The sequence below is a fragment of the Micromonospora sp. WMMD1274 genome (assembly GCF_049179035.1).
Taxonomy (GTDB): domain Bacteria; phylum Actinomycetota; class Actinomycetes; order Mycobacteriales; family Micromonosporaceae; genus Micromonospora; species Micromonospora tulbaghiae.
In genome coordinates this window covers 4718706-4738999 of sequence record NZ_JBMHMG010000001.1, presented here as the reverse complement: position 1 = coordinate 4738999, position 20294 = coordinate 4718706, and the positions used below count along the sequence as shown (strand labels likewise).

The 20294-nt window shown below is 72.5% G+C and carries 16 protein-coding genes; 4 read left to right on the top strand and 12 right to left on the bottom strand.

The annotated features are described in order from the left end of the window. Window positions 1-21 precede the first annotated feature (21 nt). A complete protein-coding gene (locus ACN27D_RS22530; protein WP_358170180.1) occupies window positions 22-1704 on the top strand; it encodes a tetratricopeptide repeat protein in 1683 nt (560 codons plus the stop codon). Window positions 1705-1785: 81 nt separating this feature from the next. Here the strand turns inward: ACN27D_RS22530 and ilvC are convergent, their stop codons facing one another. The 4 genes from ilvC to ACN27D_RS22510 all read right to left on the bottom strand — a co-directional run bounded on the left by ilvC (window position 1786) and on the right by ACN27D_RS22510 (window position 7896). Next, complete coding sequence (gene ilvC, locus ACN27D_RS22525) at window positions 1786-2799, bottom strand: ketol-acid reductoisomerase (protein ID WP_421499935.1); 1014 nt, start codon at window positions 2797-2799, stop codon at window positions 1786-1788. Window positions 2800-2857: 58 nt separating this feature from the next. After that, window positions 2858-3373 carry an acetolactate synthase small subunit gene (ilvN, locus tag ACN27D_RS22520; RefSeq protein ID WP_030500879.1) on the bottom strand — a complete coding sequence of 172 codons (516 nt, stop codon included), beginning with the start codon at window positions 3371-3373 and terminating at the stop codon, window positions 2858-2860. Next, window positions 3373-5268: an acetolactate synthase large subunit gene (locus ACN27D_RS22515; RefSeq protein WP_120571300.1), complete on the bottom strand. Its 1896-nt coding sequence runs from the start codon at window positions 5266-5268 to the stop codon at window positions 3373-3375. Before ACN27D_RS22515 ends, ilvN begins: the two co-directional genes overlap by 1 nt. A 180-nt stretch (window positions 5269-5448) precedes the next feature. After that, on the bottom strand, window positions 5449-7896 hold the full coding sequence (locus tag ACN27D_RS22510) for a putative bifunctional diguanylate cyclase/phosphodiesterase (RefSeq protein ID WP_421499934.1): 2448 nt from the start codon (window positions 7894-7896) through the stop codon (window positions 5449-5451). A 110-nt stretch (window positions 7897-8006) separates the two neighbouring features. Between ACN27D_RS22510 and ilvD the strand changes: the two genes are divergently transcribed. Further along, window positions 8007-9854: a dihydroxy-acid dehydratase gene (ilvD, locus tag ACN27D_RS22505; RefSeq protein ID WP_364804106.1), complete on the top strand. Its 1848-nt coding sequence runs from the start codon at window positions 8007-8009 to the stop codon at window positions 9852-9854. Between the two features lie 61 nt (window positions 9855-9915). Then, the gene (locus ACN27D_RS22500) at window positions 9916-10638 is read left to right on the top strand and encodes a hypothetical protein (RefSeq protein ID WP_421499933.1); all 723 of its coding nucleotides are present in this window, start codon (window positions 9916-9918) and stop codon (window positions 10636-10638) included. A gap of 77 nt (window positions 10639-10715) precedes the next feature. Here ACN27D_RS22500 and ACN27D_RS22495 read toward each other — a convergent pair whose 3' ends face one another. Next, entirely contained in the window at window positions 10716-10889 is a 174-nt protein-coding gene (locus ACN27D_RS22495; protein WP_358170173.1) for a hypothetical protein, read from the bottom strand. A gap of 45 nt (window positions 10890-10934) precedes the next feature. Then, window positions 10935-11636 carry a TetR/AcrR family transcriptional regulator C-terminal domain-containing protein gene (locus tag ACN27D_RS22490; RefSeq protein WP_421499932.1) on the bottom strand — a complete coding sequence of 234 codons (702 nt, stop codon included), beginning with the start codon at window positions 11634-11636 and terminating at the stop codon, window positions 10935-10937. Window positions 11637-11722: 86 nt separating this feature from the next. Between ACN27D_RS22490 and ACN27D_RS22485 the strand changes: the two genes are divergently transcribed. Further along, the gene (locus tag ACN27D_RS22485) at window positions 11723-12406 is read left to right on the top strand and encodes a DUF4386 domain-containing protein (RefSeq protein WP_421499931.1); all 684 of its coding nucleotides are present in this window, start codon (window positions 11723-11725) and stop codon (window positions 12404-12406) included. Here ACN27D_RS22485 and ACN27D_RS22480 read toward each other — a convergent pair. The 6 genes from ACN27D_RS22480 to ACN27D_RS22455 form a co-directional block, all read right to left on the bottom strand. Further along, window positions 12403-14094 (bottom strand): SulP family inorganic anion transporter, encoded by a 1692-nt coding sequence (locus tag ACN27D_RS22480; protein WP_421499930.1) that lies wholly within the window; start codon window positions 14092-14094, stop codon window positions 12403-12405. The genes ACN27D_RS22485 and ACN27D_RS22480 overlap by 4 nt on opposite strands. Beyond that, window positions 14091-14429 (bottom strand): ArsR/SmtB family transcription factor, encoded by a 339-nt coding sequence (locus tag ACN27D_RS22475; RefSeq protein ID WP_091419334.1) that lies wholly within the window; start codon window positions 14427-14429, stop codon window positions 14091-14093. The genes ACN27D_RS22480 and ACN27D_RS22475 overlap by 4 nt, the downstream gene beginning before the upstream one ends. Before the next feature lie 77 nt (window positions 14430-14506). Continuing rightward, complete coding sequence (locus ACN27D_RS22470; protein ID WP_421499929.1) at window positions 14507-16954, bottom strand: glycoside hydrolase family 2 protein; 2448 nt, start codon at window positions 16952-16954, stop codon at window positions 14507-14509. Beyond that, window positions 16951-17811, bottom strand: coding sequence for a carbohydrate ABC transporter permease (locus tag ACN27D_RS22465; protein WP_421499928.1), 861 nt, complete (start codon window positions 17809-17811; stop codon window positions 16951-16953). The genes ACN27D_RS22470 and ACN27D_RS22465 overlap by 4 nt, the downstream gene beginning before the upstream one ends. Continuing rightward, a complete protein-coding gene (locus tag ACN27D_RS22460) occupies window positions 17808-18821 on the bottom strand; it encodes a carbohydrate ABC transporter permease (RefSeq protein ID WP_421499927.1) in 1014 nt (337 codons plus the stop codon). Before ACN27D_RS22460 ends, ACN27D_RS22465 begins: the two co-directional genes overlap by 4 nt. 70 nt (window positions 18822-18891) lie before the next feature. Continuing rightward, a complete protein-coding gene (locus ACN27D_RS22455) occupies window positions 18892-20175 on the bottom strand; it encodes an ABC transporter substrate-binding protein (protein WP_421499926.1) in 1284 nt (427 codons plus the stop codon). Window positions 20176-20294 lie beyond the last annotated feature (119 nt).

The window sequence follows — 20294 nt, the reverse complement described above, 5'->3', positions numbered from 1 at the left end:
GTCACGAGGGAGGAAGCGCCGATGTCGGTGGTCGTCCGGATCGCGCTGCTGCGGCCGATGGCCCGGCTCGACCCGGCAGGCTGGGGGCCGAGGCTGGCCGAGGCGTTGATCACCCGGTCCCAGGTGGTGAGCGGCCTGCGGGGTGGAACGGCCCGGCGGACGGCCGCCGCCGAGGAGGCGGTGGCGCTCTGCCGCCGGCTGGTCGCCGAACGCCCGGATCGGCACCGGACGGCTCTGGCCCGGGCGCTGGTGGCCCGCGCCGGCGTGCCGGACGTCCGTCCCACGACCGCGGTCATCGCCGAGCTCACCGAGGCGATCGGGTACGTCGAGGAGTCGTCCGACCGGCTCGGGCTCGTGGCGCTCGCCACCGCCCGGATGCTGCTCGCCCGGCACCGGGCCCATCTCGGCCAGGTGCGGGAGGCGCTCACGTCGGCGCGGCTGGCGCTGCGCACCTGGGCCGGCGTGGAACCGCTCACCGTCGACGATCGGGCCCGGTGGATCCTCACCCTGCTGGTGGTCGGGGAATGCGCGACGACGCTGGAGCGGTCCGACGAAGCGCTCGACGTCCGCCGGCAGGCCTGGGACGCGTACCGCGGCCTTCCCTGGCGGCACCGGTTGCGCTGGATGTCCGTCGGCGCCAACGCCGCGGTGAGCCTCGCGGGCAGCATGGCCGTGCACGGTCGGCACCGGGACGCGCTGGAACTGCTGACGGCCTCCGCCACGAACCTGGAGGTGCTCCGATCCGTCACACCGGTACCCGGGCACCGCATGTCCGCCGACGCGCTGCTGACCGAGGCGCTCTGCCGGCAGGAACTGGGTGACGACGAGGCGGCCGACCGGCTCGCCGCCACGGCGGTCGACCACCTACGGCGCTTCGTCGACCGGACTCCCGGAGTACGCGGGAGCAGCCTGGCCCACGCGCTGCGCACCCACGGTCTCCTGCTGCTGCGTAGCGGCCGGCCGGACGAGGGCGTCGCCCGCCTCGCCGAAGCCGTCGAGGTGGCACGCGAAGGCGGGGGCATGCACCTGGCCGGGGCACTGGCGTCGCTCGTCTCGGCACGGATGACGGCCGGCGCGTGGGAAGACCTGGAGCCGCTCCTGGAGGAGTTCCTGCCGCTCTGCCGACGGCAGGCCGACGACCTGCCCGAGGTGTTCCGCCCACTGCTCGTCCAGAGCCTGTGCGCGGTGACGGTCATGTCCGCCTTCAAGCGGGGCGACGAGGATCCGCCGCCGCCCGGCACGCGGATCGCCGGTACGACCGGGACAGCGGCCGGACGGGAGGCGGTCGAGCTGGCCCGGTCACTGGTGGCCGAACAACCGGCCTACCGCGCGCTGCTGAGCGCGGCCCTGTTCGGCCTGGACCGGGCCCTGAACCGGTCCGGTGACGTGGCCGGGGCGGCCGAGGCGCTGCGGGAGTGCGTGGCCCTGCGCCGGGAGCTGGCCGACGAGGATCCGGCCCACCGGGCCGACCTCTCCCACGCGCTGGGCAATCTCGGCAACCGGCTGGACGCGCTGGGCCGGCTCGACGAGGCGTACGACGCCCACCGCGAGTCGGTGGAGCAGGCGCGTGCGGTGGACGGCGGGCTGCCGCCCGCGGAGATGGCCGTCGCACTGCGCAACCTGGCCACGTCGCTGGCTGCGCTCGGCCGCCGGGACGAGGCCGGGCGGGCACTCGCCGAGGCGGACCGGCTGGTCGCGACCTGACCGGTGGTGGGCGGAACGGACTGCGGCCCGCGGCCCGACGCCGGGGAGAGCGTCGGGTCGCGGGCCGCACGTGGGGAGGGTTCAGGCGGTCTCGGTGATCGGCCGGTCGACCCAGCTCATCATGGCCCGCAGCTTCTGCCCGGTCTCCTCGATCGGGTGCGCCGCGCCCTCGGCCCGCCACTTGGCGAAGTTCGGCCGGCCGGCCTCGTCCTCGGCCACCCACTCGCGGGCGAACTCGCCGGACTGGATCTCGCCGAGGATCTTGCGCATCTCGTCCTTGACCCGGGAGTCGATGACGCGCGGGCCGCGGGACAGGTCGCCGTACTCGGCGGTGTCGGAGATGCTGTAGCGCATCCGGGCGATGCCGCCCTCGTACATCAGGTCGACGATGAGCTTCAGCTCGTGCAGGCACTCGAAGTAGGCCACCTCGGGCGCGTAGCCGGCCTCGGTGAGCACCTCGAAACCGGTCTGCACCAGCGCCGCCGCGCCACCGCACAGCACCGCCTGCTCGCCGAACAGGTCGGTCTCGGTCTCCTCGGTGAAGGTGGTCCGGATCGCGCCGGCCCGGGTGCCGCCGATCGCCTTGGCGTACGCCAGGGCCAGGCCGAACGCGTTGCCGCTGGCGTCCTGCTCGACGGCGACCAGGCAGGGCACGCCTTTGCCGTCGACGTACTGGCGGCGGACCAGGTGACCGGGGCCCTTCGGGGCGACCATCGCCACGTCCACGTCGGCCGGCGGCTTGATCAGGCCGTACCGGATGTTGAAGCCGTGCCCGAAGAACAGCGCCTTGCCCGCGGCCAGGTTCGGCGCGATGGACTCGGCGTAGATGTGCCGCTGGGCGGTGTCCGGCGCCAGGATCATGATCACGTCGGCCTCGGCCGCCGCCTCGGCGGGCGTGAGCACCCGCAGGCCCTGCTCCTCGGCCTTCGGCCGGCTCTTCGACCCGGCGAGCAGGCCGATCACCACGTCGACGCCGGAGTCGCGCAGCGACAGCGCGTGCGCGTGGCCCTGGCTGCCGTACCCGATCACGGCGACCTTGCGGCCCTGGATCAGGCCCAGGTCGGCGTCGTCGTCGTAGAACACCTCAACGCTCATTGACTTCCCTTTCGTACGGCGGTGCCCGTCGGCCCGTCGAAAAACTTATGGGTACGGATCAGGCGGCGCGCAGGGCCGGGCCGGCGGTGATGGCCCGCGAGCCCCGCCCGATGGCCACGGTGCCGGACTGGACCATCTCCTTGATGCCGAACGGCTCCAGGTCGCGCAGCAGCGCGTCGAGCTTGTCCGGCGTGCCGGTGGCCTCGACGGTCAGCGTGTCCGGCGCGACGTCGACCACCCGGGCGCGGAACAGGCCGACCGTCTCCAGCACCTGGGCGCGGGCCGTGCGGTCCGCGCGGACCTTGACCAGCAGCAGCTCCCGCGCCACCGACACCTGCGGGTCCAGTTCCACGATCTTGAGTACGTTGACCAGCTTGTTGAGCTGCTTGGTCACCTGCTCCAGCGGCGAGGACTCGGCGTTGACCACGATGGTGATGCGGGAGACGTCCGGGTTCTCGGTCTCGCCCACGGCGAGGCTGTCGATGTTGAACCCGCGCCGGGAGAACAGCCCGGAGACCCGGGCGAGGACACCCGGCTTGTTCTCCACCAGCACGGACAGCGTGTGCATAGTCATTAGAGTTCGTCCTCGTCGAACGCGGGGCGCACACCCCTGGCGAACATGATCTCGTCGTTGCTGGTGCCGGCGGCGACCATCGGCCAGACCATCGCGTCCTTGCCGACCACGAAGTCGATGACCACAGGCGCGTCGTTGATCGCCATGGCCGCCTCGATGGTCTTGTCCACGTCGGCGGCGTTCTCGCAGCGCAGCCCGACGCAGCCGAGCGCCTCGGCGAGCTTGACGAAGTCCGGGATGCGGTGCTTGTGCGTGCCCAGCTCGGTGTTGGAGTAGCGCTCCCCGTAGAACAGGGTCTGCCACTGCCGCACCATGCCGAGGTTGCCGTTGTTGATCACGGCGACCTTGATCGGGATGCCCTCCAGCGCGCAGGTGGCCAGCTCCTGGTTGGTCATCTGGAAGCAGCCGTCGCCGTCGACCGCCCACACCGTGGTGTCCGGCTTGCCGACCTTGGCGCCCATCGCGGCCGGGACGGCGTAGCCCATCGTGCCCAGGCCACCGGAGTTGAGCCAGGTGTGCGGCTTCTCGTACGAGATGAACTGGCTGGCCCACATCTGGTGCTGGCCGACGCCCGCCACGTAGACCGCGTCCGGGCCGGCGATCTCGCCCAGCCGCTTGATCACGTACTGCGGGGAGAGCGTGCCGTCGGCCGGCTCCTCGAAGCCGAGCGGGTAGCGCTCGCGCAGGTCGTCGAGCTGGGCCCACCAGTCGGTCAGGTCCACCGACGGGTGCGCGGCCTGCTCGGCGGTGACCGCCGCGATCAGCTCGTCGATCACGTGCCGCGCGTCGCCCACGATCGGGACGTCGGCGTGCCGGTTCTTGCCGATCTCGGCCGGGTCGATGTCGGCGTGCACCACTGCCGCGTCCGGCGCGAACGAGTCGAGCTTGCCGGTCACCCGGTCGTCGAAGCGGGCGCCCAGCGCCACGATCAGGTCGGCCTTCTGCAGGCCGTAGACCGCGGCGACGGTGCCGTGCATGCCGGGCATGCCCAGGTGCTGGCGGTGCGAGTCGGGGAACGCGCCCAGCGCCATCAGCGTGGTGACCACCGGGATGCCGGTCTGCTCGGCCAGCTTGCGCAGCCCTTCGGTGGCGCCGGCCTTGAGCACGCCGCCGCCGACGTAGAGGACCGGGCGGCGGGCCGAGGTCATCAGCCGGGCCGCCTCCCGGATCTGCTTGCCGTGCGGGTGCAGCGTGGGCCGGTAGCCGGGCAGGTCGAGCGTGGGCGGCCAGGAGAACGTCGCCGGCGCCTGGAGCACGTCCTTGGGGATGTCGACGAGCACCGGGCCCGGACGGCCGGTCGCGGCCAGGTGGAACGCCTCGGCCAGCACGCGGGGGATCTCGTCGGCGGTCTGCACCAGGAAGTTGTGCTTCGTGATGGGCAGCGTGATGCCCTGGATGTCCGCCTCCTGGAAGGCGTCGGTGCCGATCGACGGCCGGGCCACCTGGCCGGTGATCGCCACCATCGGGACCGAGTCCATGTACGCGTCCGCGATCGGGGTCACCAGGTTCGTCGCGCCCGGGCCGGAGGTGGCGATGCACACGCCGACCCGGCCGGTGGCCTGCGCGTAACCGGTGGCCGCGTGCCCGGCGCCCTGCTCGTGGCGGACCAGGATGTGCCGGACCGTGGAGTCGTAGAGCGGGTCGTAGGCGGGCAGGATCGCGCCGCCCGGAATGCCGAAGACCACGTCGACGCCGAGCGCCTCGAGCGACCGCACGAGCGAACCGGCACCCGAGACCTGCGCGGTGGCGGGCTCCCGTACGGGCGTCTCGGTGGTGGGGGCCGCCGGGACGGTACGGCCGGAGCGGGCGGCGGGGTCGGAGTCACCGGCCGCGCCGGTGCCGGAACGGGCACGGCGGGCGGAGTGGGCGAGGGTCTCTGGCGTGGGTCTCGTCATGGCGGTTCAAGCCTTCGGAAGTGAGTGGGTGACGCGCTTCTCAGGATGGGACGGGGAGGTCCCGGCGATGGTCCGACGGCAACAAAAAAGCCCACGTGCAGGATGCACGGGGCCAGCGCACTCTCGGTGGGAGAGTGCGCTCAGGTAAGTACTCGCGGCGACCGGTTCGACGACATGCGGCTAAGCCTGACGCATCTCACGCGATGAGTCAACTGATCCCACATTTTGGTTCACGGACGTGGGAGTGTCGGCCGCCGGCACCCCCTCCGCGCCCGCCGCCACCTGCGAAGATCCCCCCATCGGGGGACGCTGGGCGGGCACCGCGGCGGGCGGGTTGTTGCGCAGCCGCGGCAGCAGCGGCGACGGGGCGCGCGCCGGCGCGGGCGGCGGCACCGGCGGCATCGCGCTGTGCCGGTTGCCGGGGGCGGTGGCCGCCTCCAGCATCGCCTCCAGGTGCTCGGCCGGTACGCCCCAGCCGAACAGCGCGCCCTGGCCGAACCGGCAGCCGGCGGCCACCACGGCGGCCAGCTCGGTCGGGTTGGTGACGCCCTCGGCGATCACCTCCAGCCCGAGCTGGTGGCCCAGGCGCATGACGATGTCGACCATCGGGGCGAACGCCGGGCCGTCCCGCCCGACCGGCCGTACCGGCTCGTGCTCGGCGACCAGACTGTGGTCGATCTTGAGGATGTCGATCGGCAGCCGCCGGAGCTGGCCGAGCGACGAGTAGCCGGCGCCGAAGTCGTCCAACGCGATCCGGACGCCGGTCAGCCGCAGCGCGGTGAGCCGCCGGATCAGCTCGTCCAGGTCAGTCGCGACCGCGTGCTCGGTCACCTCCAGCACCAGCCGCTGCGGCGGCACGTGGTGCGCGCGCAACGCGTCGGCCACCTGGACCACGTACTCCGGGGCGTGCAGCTCACGCGGCGACACGTTCACCGACACCCAGACGTCGTGCCCGTCGGCCAGCCAGCGGGAGAGCTGGAAGCAGGCCTGGTGCAGCACCCACGCGCCGAGCTTGGCGATCATCCCGCACTCCTCGGCGAGCGGGATGAACTCGTCCGGCCGGACGTTGCCCAGCTCCGGGTGCCGCCACCGCAGCAGCGCCTCCGCGCCGACCGGCCGCACCGAGGGCAGCGACGCCACCGGCTGGAAGACCAGCCGCAGCTCGTCGCGCTCGATCGCGCCGCGCAGCTCGTGCTCCATCCGGGTACGCCGGCTCAGCAGCTGGTCGTACGTGGCGTCGTAGCGCTCGATCCGGTTCTTGCCCCGCTGCTTGGCGTAGCGCAGCGCCAGGTCGGCGTTGCGCAGCAGCAGCTCGACGTCCTGCTCACCGTGCCCGGCGGCCACCCCGATGCTCACCGACAGGAAGACCGGCCCGTCCCCCTGCTCGTACGGGCGGCCGAGCACCCCGAGCAGGCGGTCGGCGACCGGGCCGGGGTCGGCCGGCCCGTGCATCAGCACCGCGAACTCGTCGCCGCCGAGCCGGGCGGCCAGGTCACCCGGGCGCAGGTTGCCCCGCAGCCGCCGCCCCACCTCGATCAGCACCGCGTCGCCGACGTCGTGCCCGCGCATGTCGTTGACGTTCTTGAAGCCGTCGAGGTCGAGCCCGAGCAGCACGCACGGCACGCCGGCCTCGGCACTGCGGTGCAGGGCACGCAGCAGCCCGCGCCGGTTCGCCAGCCCGGTCAGCGGGTCGGTGTGCGCCAGCTCGCGGAAGTGCGCCTCCCGCTCGGCGAGCCGGATCGCGTAGCCGCGCACGTCGTTGAGGGCGAGGTACTGCCGGGTCACCAGCGCGAACCCCTCGACGGTGCCGGCCACGATGGCGTACCCGTCGAATCCGCCGCCCTGCACCAGGTGGTACATCGCGGAGGCCGCCATGGCGAACATCGGCACGAAGGCGTACTCGCCGTCGCGGCGGATGAAGTCGACGTCGAGCTGCGTGAGGTCGGCCCGGCGCCCGGCCACGACGGTGGCCAGCAGACCGGCGGCGGTCAGCACCGCGCCGGTGAGCACCATGCCCGGGCCGGCCTGGCAGAGCCCGGCGGACACGGCCAGCCCGCCGGCTGTCACCGCTATCGCGCCGGCGGCGAGCAGCGTCAGCCACCCGCGTGGCGGCGCGACCCGCAGCACGACGATCATCGTGAGCCCGGTGGTGAGCGCCGCGCTGACGGTGGCCAGCACGATCGGCAGGCAGGCGACCGGGGTGGCGTCGCCGAGCAGCCGGGTCGGCTCGCTGAACGCCACCCAGCCGACGAACCAGAGCGCGCTGCCCATGATCAGGCCGTCGAGCAGCAGCCGGGCGGTGGCGGCCCGGGTCGCGGCGGCGCCGGGCAGCCGCAGGACGGCGGCGCCGAGGCCGAGCGCCGCGAGCGTCGTACCGACGGAGACGAGGACCGCCCACCCGGTCCGCTGGCCCTGCCGGTGCGCCCAGTGGTCACCGGCGGCCAGCAGGCCGCCGAGACCGACCAGGAGGCTGAACAGGGCGGCCCCGGCGGCGACCGCGAGCAGCAGGTGGGCCGGCCGGCGGGGGCCGGTGCGGCGCCGCACCGACGCGGCGAGCAGCCCGGCGGCACCGGCCGCGACGATGCCGCTCAACACCGCGACGGTGACCATCCCCGGGGACGACTGCACGCGTCAACTCTGCCGGATGAGCGCCTCTCGTGGGGCACCGGGTGTGCAACTGTTGGGACACAGGGTGCGCGCCGCGGGATAGCCGCGCGGATGGTGTCAGACTGGTTGTCATGCCTGAGCTGCGGTCGAGGACCTCCACCCACGGTCGGACGATGGCCGGCGCCCGGGCCCTCTGGCGGGCCACCGGGATGACCGACGACGACTTCGGCAAGCCGATCGTCGCCATCGCGAACAGTTTCACCCAGTTCGTACCCGGTCACGTCCACCTCAAGGACCTCGGCGGCCTGGTCGCCGACGCGGTGGCCGAGGCCGGCGGCGTCGGCCGGGAGTTCAACACGATCGCCGTGGACGACGGCATCGCCATGGGCCACGGCGGCATGCTCTACTCCCTGCCCAGCCGGGAGCTGATCGCCGACGCGGTGGAGTACATGGTCAACGCGCACTGCGCGGACGCCCTGGTCTGCATCTCCAACTGCGACAAGATCACCCCGGGCATGCTGCTGGCCGCGCTGCGGCTCAACATCCCGACGGTCTTCGTCTCCGGCGGCCCGATGGAGGCCGGCAAGACGGTGGCGATCGAGGGCGTGGTGCACTCCAAGATCGACCTGATCGACGCCATGATCGCCTCCTCGAACGAGGCGGTCACCGACGACCAGCTCGGCGAGATCGAGCGCTCCGCGTGCCCCACCTGCGGCTCCTGCTCCGGCATGTTCACCGCCAACTCGATGAACTGCCTCACCGAGGCCATCGGCCTGGCCCTTCCCGGCAACGGTTCGACGCTCGCCACCCACGCCGCGCGGCGGTCGCTGTTCGTCGAGGCCGGGCGCACCGTGGTCGAGATCGCCAAGCAGTGGTACGAGAACGACGACGCCTCGGTGCTGCCGCGCTCGATCGCCGGCCGGGAGGCGTTCGAGAACGCGATCGCCCTCGACGTGGCGATGGGCGGCTCCACGAACACCGTGCTGCACCTGCTCGCCGCCGCCCGCGAGGCGGAACTGGACTTCGGCGTCGCCGACATCGACGCCATCTCCCGTCGGGTGCCGTGCCTGGCCAAGGTCGCCCCGAACTCGCCGAACTACCACATGGAGGACGTGCACCGGGCCGGCGGCATCCCCGCCATCCTCGGCGAACTGGACCGCGCCGGGCTGCTGCACCGCGACGTGCGCGCGGTGCACTCCCCCAGCCTCGACGAGTGGCTCGCCGACTGGGACGTCCGGGGCGGCTCGGCCACGCGAGAGGCGGTCGAGCTGTTCCACGCCGCGCCGGGCGGGGTGCGCACCACCGAGCCGTTCTCCACCGCCAACCGCTGGTCGTCGCTGGACACCGACGCGGCCGGCGGCTGCATCCGCGACCGGGAGCACGCGTACAGCGCGGACGGCGGCCTGGCGATCCTGCACGGCAACCTCGCGCCGGCCGGCTGCGTGGTGAAGACCGCCGGTGTGCCCGAGGAGTGCCTCACGTTCCGCGGCCCGGCCAAGGTCTACGAGTCGCAGGACGACGCGGTGACCGCGATCCTCGCCAAGGAGATCGTCGCCGGGGACGTGGTGGTGATCCGGTACGAGGGCCCGAAGGGCGGCCCCGGGATGCAGGAGATGCTCTACCCCACCTCGTTCCTCAAGGGCCGTGGGCTGGGCCGTTCCTGCGCGCTGCTGACCGACGGCCGGTTCTCCGGCGGCACCTCCGGCCTGTCCATCGGGCACGTCTCCCCGGAGGCGGCCTCCGGCGGGCTGATCGCGCTGGTCCGTGACGGCGACGAGATCGTCATCGACATCCCGGGCCGGTCGATCGAACTGAACGTGCCCGCCGACGAGCTGGAGGCGCGCCGGGTGGCCGAGGAGAAGCGGGACCGCCCGTACACCCCGGTCGACCGGCAGCGTCCGGTGTCGGCGGCGCTTCGCGCGTACGCGTCGATGGCGACCTCGGCCAGCGACGGCGCCTACCGCCGCGTCCCCGAGTGAGCAGCGCGGGGGTCTGCGACAGGGCCCCGCGCGACGCCCGCCGCCGGTAGGGTCCGGCGGCGTGGAGACGACGGTGAGCTACGCGCGACTGGTCCGGCCGGCGATCGACCGGGTCTACGTGGGCGCCCGTTGGGGAGCCCGCGCCCGGATGGAGGCGTTCTACGCCGAGCGGGGCTGCACCCTCGGCGCGGAGAACACCTTCTTCTCCGGTGTGCTGGCCCGGCCGATGCCCGCCGAGGCGCTGGCCGACGGCCTGGTCTACACCTCCGGGAGCATGGACGAGGAACTGGAGCAGGGCGTCGTCGTCCGGGACGCCGAGGGCGCGTGGCACCTCACCGACCTCGGCCGCGAGCTGACGCTGTTCGCCCAGCGGGCCACCGGCGAGGCCGCCGAGGAACTGTGGACCATGCTGCCCGGGGTGCTGCCCGGTCTGAGCATCGTGCCCCGCCTCGCCGACCTGGTCGGCCGGGTGCTGACGCACGCGCAGGCCACCGGCGGGCCGGTGTTCCGGGCGATGTCCCCGCCGTACGAGCCGAAGGGCGCCTCCCCGGCGCTGCTGCTCGTCACCCGGCTGGGCTCGCTGCGCCACCACCGCGCGGACGCGCACCGGGCCGCGTGGCGGGCCGCCGGGCTGACCGCCGACGAGATCCGCGCGCTGCCGGACGGCCCGGAACGCGCGGCGATCGAGGCGGACACCGACCGCCGCGACGAACCGGCGTACGCGGTGCTCACCGAGGCCGAGCGGTGGGAACTGCTGGCCGGCCTCGCCGCCCTGCCCAACTAGCGCCCCGCGGCCTCCGCCGCCACCGAGTGGAACACCATGGGTGTCTCCGGGCCCGTTTGACACCCATGGCGTTCCCCTCACCGCTGGGTGGGATCTTCCTCGGCCGCTGCGGTGCCGTCGATTGGCAGGCCGAACTCCGCCGGTGAGTTCTCGTCGGTCCCGTCCAGGTCCGCGTGCGGGTCGTCCGGGGTGACGTCGTCGGGGTCGGCGCCTCCGGCGTGCAGTTCGGACAGCTCAACCGGATCAGTCATGCCGTCCTGGTACCCGCCGGGCGCCGCCCGAACCCGCCGGGGACGTCAGCGCGGCAGGTGTCGTTCCAGGCCGTCGAAGAGCAGGTCGAGGGTGAACTCGAACTCGGTCCGACTGTCGCACCACCCGAGTGTCGGATCCGCCGCGTCGTGCGTCTCGGCGGCGACCATCGCGGCCAGGTGCGGCAGCCGTTCGGCCAGCGCCACCATCTCGGCCTCCGCGGCGTCCGCGTCCGCCTCCCCGCCCGCGTCCGGCCGGAACACCTCCTGGGCGAAGCCGAGCGCCAGGCTGCCGAAGGCGTGCAGCGCCCGGTGGGCGATCCGGTACGAGAAGCCGCCGTCGACGAGTGTGGCGAGGATGCCGTCGTAGTAGGCGTACACCCCGGTGGGGACGGTCGGGCGGGAGCTGAGCAGCGCCGGGGCCCATGGGTGCCGCAGCATGACGGCACGCGCGGCGAGGAAGCGCAGCCGCAGCCGGGTTCGCCAGTCGGCGCCGGGCGCGTCCGCCTCGGCCTGCTCGGCGGCTGAGGTGATCTCCGCGGCTACGGCGTCCACGAGGCCGTCGAGCAGTCCGGCCTTGCCGGGCAGGTGGTGGTAGAGCGACATGGCCTCGACGCCGAGTTCGGCGGCGAGCCGGCGCATCGTGAGCGCGGCCATCCCCTCGGCGTCGACCAGGGCGATCGCGCTGGCCAGGGCTCGCTCGCGACTCAGCGGCTCCCGAGGCTTCCGCGCTCCCATCCGGCTTCCCATCTCCCCTTGACCTTACAACGTATGGTTGGCCTTACGACGTAAGGCAACCCCGCCACGGCACGTCGACCCACCCCCGAGGAGCCGCCATGCACCAGCTGATCCGTACCGCCCGCGTGACCGGGCTGTTCTACCTCGGGCTCGCCGTCACCGGCGCGCTGGGCTTCCTCACCGTCCGGCCGATGATCTTCGACGCCGACGACGCGGGCACGACGCTCGCCAACCTGGTGGCCCACGAGCCGCTGGCTCGCGCCGGCATCGCGCTCGAACTGCTGGTCGTCCTCACCCAGACGCTCACCGCCGTCTGGTTCTACCGGCTGTTCCGTACCGTCGACGGCACCGCTGCGGGCAGCATCGCCGCCTTCGGGCTGGTCAACGCCGTCGCGATCCTCGGCAGCGCCGCCGTCCTCGCGACGGCTCTGCAGGCCGCGACCGCCGGGCCGGGCGACGCCGGCACCGTCCAGTTGCTCTATCTGGTCAGCGGGAACCTGTGGGAGGTGGGCGGCCTCTTCTTCGGCCTCTGGCTGGTGCCGATGGGCTGGTGCGTGCTCCGGTCGGGCTGGCTGCCCCTGCCGCTGGGCTGGGTCCTCGTCGCAGGTGGCGCCGGCTACGTGCTCATGACGTTCGTCGCGTACCTCGCGCCCGGCGCCGGGGCCGTGGGCGACCTGCTGGTGGTGCCCGCCACCGTGGGCGAGGTCTGGATCCTCGGCTACCTGATCATCTTCGGCGTGCGGAAGCAGAAGGAGGTGGACGCCGAGGTGACGAAAGCCTAGGCGTGGCTCGCGGCGAGGGCGACACCTCTGGCGTACCGGATGGCGGCCGGGGTGTCCGCGAACACCAGGCCCTCGCGGCGCAGCTCGTCGGCGACGCCGAGCGTGCTGAGCACCTGGTCGTGGCCCGGGGTGATGCCGGAGATCAGCACCGTGATCCCCCGGCCGCGCAGCCGGGCGACGGCGTCGCCGAGCACCTGGGCGCCCGTCGCGTCGATGGTGGAGACGCGGGACATCCGCAGGATCACCACCCGTACGTCGGCCACCTCGGCCAGCTCCAGCAGGAAGGTGTGCGCGGCGGCGAAGAACAGCGGACCGTCCAGCCGGTACGCGACGATGTGCTCGGCGAGCAGCGCGTGCTCCTCGTCGCTGTGCTCGCCGGTGTCCAGCGGCACCTGTTCCAGCTTGGCGCTGCGGGCCACCGCGCGCAGCGCCAGGACCACGGCGACGGCGAGCCCGACGACCACTGCGGTGACCAGGTCCCAGATCACCGTGACGGCGAACGTCAGCACCAGCACCACCGCGTCGGCCCGGGTGGCCCGCATCAGCGCCAGCAGGGAGGCCGCCTCCACCATCCGGACCGTGGTGGCGAGCAGCACGCCGGCCAGCGCGGCCAGCGGGATGCGGCCGACGAGTGGGGCGGCGGCGAGCACGATCGCGGCGAGGGCCACCGCGTGGGTGAGCGCGGCGAGTTTCGAGGACGCACCGGCTCGGACGTTGACAGCGGTACGGGCGATGGCGGCGGTCGCCGGGATGCCGCCGAACACCGGGGAGGCGAGGTTGGCCAGGCCCTGGCCGAACAGTTCCCGGTCCGGGTCGTGCCGCTCGCCGACTGTCATGCCGTCCGCCACCGTCGCGGAGAGCAGGCTCTCCAGGGCGGCGAGCGCGGCCACGGCCAGGGCGCTCGGCAGCAGGACGCCCAGCGCGCCGAGGTCCACGAAGTCCAGCGACGGCGCGGGCAGCCCTTGCGGCAGCTCGCCGATCCGGGCCAGGTCGATCGGGGCCAGCTCGGCGAGGATCGTCGCGGCGGCCACCCCGACCAGGGAGAACGGCACGGCGGGCCGCCACCGGCCGCCGAGCAGCATCAGCGCCGCCACGCCGAGCGCCACGGCGATCGCCGCGGGCCGGGGCTGGGCGGCGAACCGGGCGACCGCGTCGGCGGCCACCGCCCACACCTTCTCGCCGTGCGCCCCGGTGACGCCGAGCGCGGCGGGCACCTGTTGCAGCGCGATCACCACGGCGATGCCGGCGGTGAAGCCCTCGATCACCGGGGCCGGCAGGTAGCGGACGTACCGGCCGAGGCGGGCCAGCGCGAGCGCGATCAGGATCAGCCCGGCCAGCGCGCCGACCATCAGCACGCCACCGGCGCCGAACTGCTGCACCACCGGCACCAGCACGACTGTCATGGCCCCGGTGGGACCGGAGACCTGGAGGTTGGAGCCGCCGAAGACCGCCGCGACCGCTCCGGCGACGACGGCGGTGACCAGACCGGCCTGCGCGCCGAGCCCGGAGGTGACGCCGAAGGCCAGCGCCAGCGGCAGCGCCACCACGGCGACGGTGAGCCCGGCGAGCAGGTCGCGCCGGGGCGAGCGGCGCACTGCCGCCCAGTCGGCCCGACCGGGCAGCAGCCGGCCGAACAGCCGGCCCGCCTGCCGTACGAGGTCACCGGCGCGAAGGGCCGCCCCGCTCACCGGTCCGTCCCCGAGGCCCGCAGTTCGTCCAGCAGGGCATCCCGGTCGGTGAGGACCGCGCCGAGGATGCGCCGTCCGGCGGCGAGCAGGTCGGCCACGTCGGGGGTGCTGAGCGCGTACATCACCAGCGGGCCGTCCCGGTAGGAGGTGACCATGCCGGCGCGGCGCAGCACGGCGAGCTGCTGGGAGAGGTTCGACGCCTCCACGTCGATGGCGGCGAGCAGGTCGCGGACCGGCAACGGCCCGTCCTGGAGCAGTTCGAGCACCCGGATGCGGACCGGGTGCCCGAGGGTGCGGAACAGCTCCGCCTTGGCCTGGTACAGCGGCACCGACACGACTCACCCCTCCGACGACTCTGAAGACTTTAGCACTTGCAGAAATCTTCAAATCGACGGAGATGAGGCTGACCGCCTCAGAGCAGGTCGTTGACGCAGCGCAGCACCGGGCGGCGGGTGAGCGCGTCGGCGTCGAGCGGACCGGGCGCGCGCACGGTGAACGTCGCGCTCTCCCCCGGCAGCAGCGTCACCAGCGCCCGGTCCACCTGCGCGGCCGGATCGAGGCGGTCCGGGAACAGCGTCAGGTCGCGCAGCACCGTCCGGGCGGTCACCCGGACGCGCCAGCCGCCGTCGGCCGGCTCGACGGTCGCGTCCCACTGCGCCGCCGGCCACCGCACGTCGCGGTCCTCGGCGAAGAACCACAGCGCGCGCTCCGCGGCGTCCCCGGCGTCCGCGACCAGCAGTTCGACGCGGCCGTCGTCCGGCCGCGCCAGCTCCGCCGGCAGCACCACCACGACCGAGGAGTACGCCGGGACGTCGAGGTCGACCGAGGTCTTCGCCCTCGGCTCCCCGGTGACTGTCAGCCGGGTGACGGTGGCCGGCCCGCTCCACGCCTGGGCGGTGTCGTTCACCGCCACCAGCGCCAGCCCGCCGTCACGCGGCTGCACGGTGAGCAGCCGGTCGGCGTAGGCGCGGCGCAGCGCGTACCACAGCGGTTTGCGGCGCCCGTCGCCGTCAATCGCCGACCAGGACGTGACCGGCCAGCAGTCGTTGAGTTGCCACACGACGGTGCCCGCGCAGACCGGCCGGTACGAGCGGAAGTGCTCCACGCCGAACTGGATGGCGCGGGCCTGGTTGAGCTGGGTGAGGTAGTGCCAGTCGTCGAAGTCGGCGGGCGGCGGCAGGTGCGCGTCGAGCCCGCGCCGGAGCTTGCCGTCCCCGTCGGCCGCCTTCTGGTGGTGCGCCATGCCCGGCGAGTCGTGCGCGAGCGGGTCGTCGGAGAGGGCCCGGCGCAGCGTCGCGTACGCCGGCGGCGCCTGGTAGCCGAACTCGGCCACGAAGCGGGGCACGTAGTCCCGGTAGCGGGTGTAGTCGTCGGTGTTCCACACGTCCCAGATGTGCGTGGTGCCGTGCGCCGGGTCGTTGGGGTGGACGTCCTCGCTGCCGGACCAGGGGCTACCCGGCCAGTACGGGACCGTCGGGTCCAGTTCGCCGACGATCTCCGGCAGCAGCTCCAGGTAGTAGCCGCGTCCCCAGGTGCGCCCGGCCAGGGGTTCCTGCCAGTCCCAGTCGTGCCAGCCCCAGATGTTCTCGTTGTTGCCGGTCCAGAGCACCAGCGACGGGTGCCCGGCAAGGCGCGTCACCTGCTCGCGCGCCTCCGCCTCGACCTCGGTGCGGAACGGCTCCTCCTCCGGGTAAGCCGCGCAGGCGAACAGGAAGTCCTGCTGCACCAGCAGGCCCATCTCGTCGGCGAGGTCGTAGAAGTCGTCCGACTCGTACCGGCCGCCGCCCCAGACGCGCAGCAGGTTGACGTTCGCCCCGGCCGCCTGGGCGAACCGCTGCGCCAGGCGCTCCCGCGTGACCCGGTCGGGGAACGCGTCGTCGGGGATCCAGTTGACGCCTTTGACGAACACCGGCACGTCGTTGACGTGCAGCGCGAACGGGGTGCCGTGCGCGTCGGGCGTGGTGTCCAGCCGGACCGAACGGAACCCGATCCGGCGGGACGCGGCGTCCAGCTCCCGGCCACCGGCGCCGTGCAGGCTCACGTCGAGGTCGTACCGCGGCTGGTCGCCGTACCCGATCGGCCACCACAGCGCGGGGTCCGCGACGGTGAGCGTCACGACGGCGGTCCGCTCCCCCGCCGGTACGGCGACCTCGGCGGTGACCCCGGCGACGGTGGCGCGGACGGTCAGCGGCTCGTCGCCGGCCCGCTCGACCTCGGCGCGCAGCTCCACCCGGCCGGTGCCGTCGACCACCGTGACCAGCGGCCGGACCGACGCGAGCCGGGCGGTCGACCAGGCGTGCAGCCCGATGTCCTGCCAGATGCCGGCGGTGACGAGCGTCGGTCCCCAGTCCCAGCCGAAGTTGCAGGCGGTCTTGCGGATGAAGTGGAACGGCTCCGGGTACGCGTTCGGCCGGTCACCGAGCCGGTCCCGGTGCGCCTCCGCGTACCGGTACGGGGAGGCGAAGCGTACGGCGAGGGTGTTGCCGTCCGGGCGCAGCAGCGCACGGACGTCGAAGCGGTACGAGCGGTGCTGGTTCTCGGTGCGGCCGACCTCGACGCCGTTGAGCGTGACGGTGGCGACCGTGTCCAGTCCGGCGCAGACCAGGTCGATCCGGTCCTCGTCACCGGGTTGCCAGGCGAATGTGGTCTCGTAGACCCAGTCGGTGCGGCCGATCCAGGTGAGGCGGTTCTCGTTGTCGTCCAGGTACGGGTCGGGGACGAGGCCGGCCGCGAGCAGGTCGGTGTGCACGCTACCGGGGACCGTGGCCGGCACCGCCGCCCCGGCGATCTCCGGCGGCACCGCCGGGCCGGGCTCGGCCCGCAGCGTCCATCCCTCGTGCAGCAGCGTTCGACGGCTCACGACTTCACCGCGCCTTCCATGATTCCGCGGACGATCTGACGTCCACCGATGAACAGCATGACCAGCAGGGGGACGGTGGCGATGAACGCGCCCGCGAGCACCCGCCGGTAGATCACGTAGTTGCCGCTGGCCAGGTCCGAGATCGCCACCATCGACGTCGGGTAGTCGGTGCCGCTGAGCGTGATCAGCGGCCACTGGAAGTCGTTCCAGGTGGCCACGAACGTGAGCAGGCCGAGCACCGCCAGGGCCGGACGGATCGCGGGGAGCACGATCGTCGCGTACACCCGCATGGTCGTGGCGCCGTCGACCCGGGCCGACTCGATCAGCTCGTCCGGGACGGTGTTCACGATGAACTGCCGCATGTAGAACACGCCGAACGCGGTGACCAGGCCGGGCGCGATGACCGCGAGCAGCGTGCCGTTCCAGCCGAGCTTGCCCATCACGATGTAGAGCGCCACGATGCCGAGCTGGTTGGGGACGGTGAGCGTGAGAACCACGAACAGCATCAGCACGCGGCTGCCGGTGAAGCGCAGCTTGGCGAAGGCGAACCCGGCCAGCGAGCAGAAGAACAGCACCGAGGCGGTCACCACGGCGGAGACGATGACGCTGTTGACCAGCGACGCGGCGAAGTAGACGTCCTGGAGGGAGAAGACCTCGTCGACGTTGGTGAGGAAGCGGTCGCCGGGGATCACCGCCGGGGGCAGCTTCGCCAGCGCCTCGTCGTCGCCGGTGGCGATGACGAACATCCAGTAGAGCGGGAACGCGGCGAACAGCATGCTCACCGCGAGGAGCAGGTAGGTCCAGAGCCCGGCCGGGGTGTCCTGTGGCGCCCGGGCCACCACGCGTCGCGTCGTCACCGGCGGCCTCCGGAGAGTCGGTTGGTCAGCAGGTAGTTGACGCCGGCCACGATCAGGATGATCAGGAACAGCGCCCAGGACATGGCGGCGGCGTACCCGAGGTTGAGGTCCTTCCAGCCGACCTTGTAGATGAGCTGGGCGATGGTCTGCCACTCGCCGTCCGGCCCGCCGGTCGCGGCCTGCGCGTTCGGGTCGAACAGCATCGGCTCGGTGAACAGCTGCAACCCGCCGATGGTGGACAGGATGACTGTGAACAGGACCACCGGCTGGATCATCGGCACGGTGATCCGCCAGAGCTGCTTCCACTGCCCGGCGCCGTCGATCGCCGCGGCCTCGTAGACGTCGCGCGGGATGGACTGCATGGCGGCCAGGTAGAGCAGCGCGTTGTAGCCGATCCACTTCCAGTTGACCATCGTGGCGATGGCGATCCAGGCGTGCAGCTTGTCCGCCCGCCAGTCGATCGGGTCGTCCGCGCCGCCGATGCCGAGCAGGCCCAGCGCCCAGTTCGCCATGCCGAAGTCGCGGGAGAAGAAGACGCTGAACACCATCGTCGAGGCCACGATCGGTGTCACGTACGGCAGCAGCACGCCCACCCGCCACCACGTCTGCGCCCGCAGCTTGCGGTTGAGCAGCGACGCGACGAGCAGCGCGAGCAGCAGTTGCGGAACCGTGGAGAGCAGGAAGATGCCGAACGTGTTGGCCAGGGCGTTCCAGAAGTCCTCGTCGGCGACCAGGCGGCTGAAGTTCTCCACGCCCGCCCAGTACGGCAGCGTCGGGTCGTCGAGGCGGTAGTTGCGCAGCGACACGACCGCGTTGAACAGCAGCGGGAACAGCCCGAACACCACGAAGAGCAGGAAGAACGGCGCGATCATCAGGTACGGCATGTACCGCATGTCGAAGCGGTACAGCCGGTCGCGCCAGGTCATCCGCCGGTCGGCGGCTCCGGTAGGGCCGGGCTTGCGCGCGGGTGGGCGGTCGGGCGGCGCGGGCGCGGCACGGGTGCTGGACATCGGTTCACTCCAGGGCCGGGAGATCGGACGGCGACGGGGCGGACCGGGCCGCCCCGCCACCGCTGACACGTCAGGACTTGGCGGCCTTCTCGGCCTCCTTGACCGCCTCGGACCAGGCGGCGTCGGACTTGAGCGACTTGTTCTCCACCCGCCGGATCACGTTCTCCACCGCCACCCGGGTCGGGCCGTTCTTGCGGCCCAGGTACTGCGGAGTGAGGCCCTGCGCCATCTTCGGGAAGATCTGGCCGACCGGGGCGTCGTTGAAGAACGGGTTCTTGAAGTCGGCGATGGCCGGGTCGGCGTAGAGCGCCGGCTGTGACGGCAGGTTGCCGACCTTCTTGAAGATCTCGATCTGCTGCTCCGGCGCGACCAGCCAGGTCAGCAGCTTGTACGCCTCGTCGACGTTCTTGCCCTGCTTGGGCAGCGTCAGGAACGAGCCGCCCCAGTTGCCGCCGCCACCCGGTACCGCGGCGATGTCCCACTTGCCCTCGGTGCCGGGCGCGGTGTCCTTGATGTGGCCGAGCATCCAGGCCGGGCAGGCGAGCACCGCGAACGCGCCGCTGGTGAAGCCCTTGTCCCAGTCGGCCTGGAAGCTGACCAGGTTGGCCGACAGCCCGGCGCCGACGGCCTTGACCGTGTAGTCGAACGCGACCTTCGGGCCCTGCTCCATCCGGAGCTGGTCCTGTTCGTCGTAGAAGCCGACCGGCTGCTGGCCGAGGATCGGATTGAACAGGTTGGTGCCGGCGTCGATGAACTTCTTCTTCGTCGTGGCGGTGTACTGCTGGCCGACCTCGATGAACCGGTCCCAGGTGGGCCAGAGCGCTGACACCTGGTCGCGTTCGGTGGGCAGGCCGGCGGCCTTGAACAGGTCGGTGCGGTAGCACATGGCCAGGCCGCCGACGTCGGTGCCGAGGCCGATCTGTGTCTTGCCGTCGGCCGACAGCGACTGCTTCCACTTCCAGGGCAGGTACTTGCTCTCGTACGAGCCGGCGCCCTTGTCGAGCAGGTTGACGAACTTGTCGGACTGGCTGCGGAACTGGACCATGAAGCCCTCGTCGATCGCCGCGATGTCCGGTGCCCCGTTGCCCGCGACCAGCTTCTTCTGCAGGTCCTCGTGCTGGGCGTTGTACTCACCGGAGTTGAGCTGGATCTTGACGTTCGGGTGCTCGGCCTCGTACTTGACCTTGAGGTCCTGGAGGCCGAAGTCGCCCCAGAAGTTGATTTTCAGCGTGACCTGACCGCCGGCCGAGTCCGAGCCGCCGGTGGTGCTCCTGCCGCTGCAGGCGGCGACCATGACCAGGCTGACGGCACCGACGGCGGCCACGCGCGCCAGGTGCGTCCAGGACCGTCTCATCTCATCCTCCGCGCCTAAAGGGAACGCTCCCGAATATCGAGAGACGTTGACTGAACCGGATAAGTGACGCCACCGTACGGTCCCCATTCATGACTGTCAACGGTCGGTTACCGATGCAC

Bases quoted from the DNA above. Each gene is read 5' to 3' on its own strand.
- ACN27D_RS22530 (WP_358170180.1), top strand. From the start codon at position 22: ATGTCGGTGGTCGTCCGGATCGCGCTGCTGCGGCCGATGGCCCGGCTC.
- ilvC (WP_421499935.1), bottom strand. From the start codon at position 2,799: ATGAGCGTTGAGGTGTTCTACGACGACGACGCCGACCTGGGCCTGATC.
- ilvN (WP_030500879.1), bottom strand. From the start codon at position 3,373: ATGACTATGCACACGCTGTCCGTGCTGGTGGAGAACAAGCCGGGTGTC.
- ACN27D_RS22515 (WP_120571300.1), bottom strand. From the start codon at position 5,268: ATGACGAGACCCACGCCAGAGACCCTCGCCCACTCCGCCCGCCGTGCC.
- ilvD (WP_364804106.1), top strand. From the start codon at position 8,007: ATGCCTGAGCTGCGGTCGAGGACCTCCACCCACGGTCGGACGATGGCC.
- ACN27D_RS22495 (WP_358170173.1), bottom strand. From the start codon at position 10,889: ATGACTGATCCGGTTGAGCTGTCCGAACTGCACGCCGGAGGCGCCGAC.
- ACN27D_RS22490 (WP_421499932.1), bottom strand. From the start codon at position 11,636: ATGGGAAGCCGGATGGGAGCGCGGAAGCCTCGGGAGCCGCTGAGTCGC.
- ACN27D_RS22485 (WP_421499931.1), top strand. From the start codon at position 11,723: ATGCACCAGCTGATCCGTACCGCCCGCGTGACCGGGCTGTTCTACCTC.
- ACN27D_RS22460 (WP_421499927.1), bottom strand. From the start codon at position 18,821: ATGTCCAGCACCCGTGCCGCGCCCGCGCCGCCCGACCGCCCACCCGCG.
- ACN27D_RS22455 (WP_421499926.1), bottom strand. From the start codon at position 20,175: ATGAGACGGTCCTGGACGCACCTGGCGCGCGTGGCCGCCGTCGGTGCC.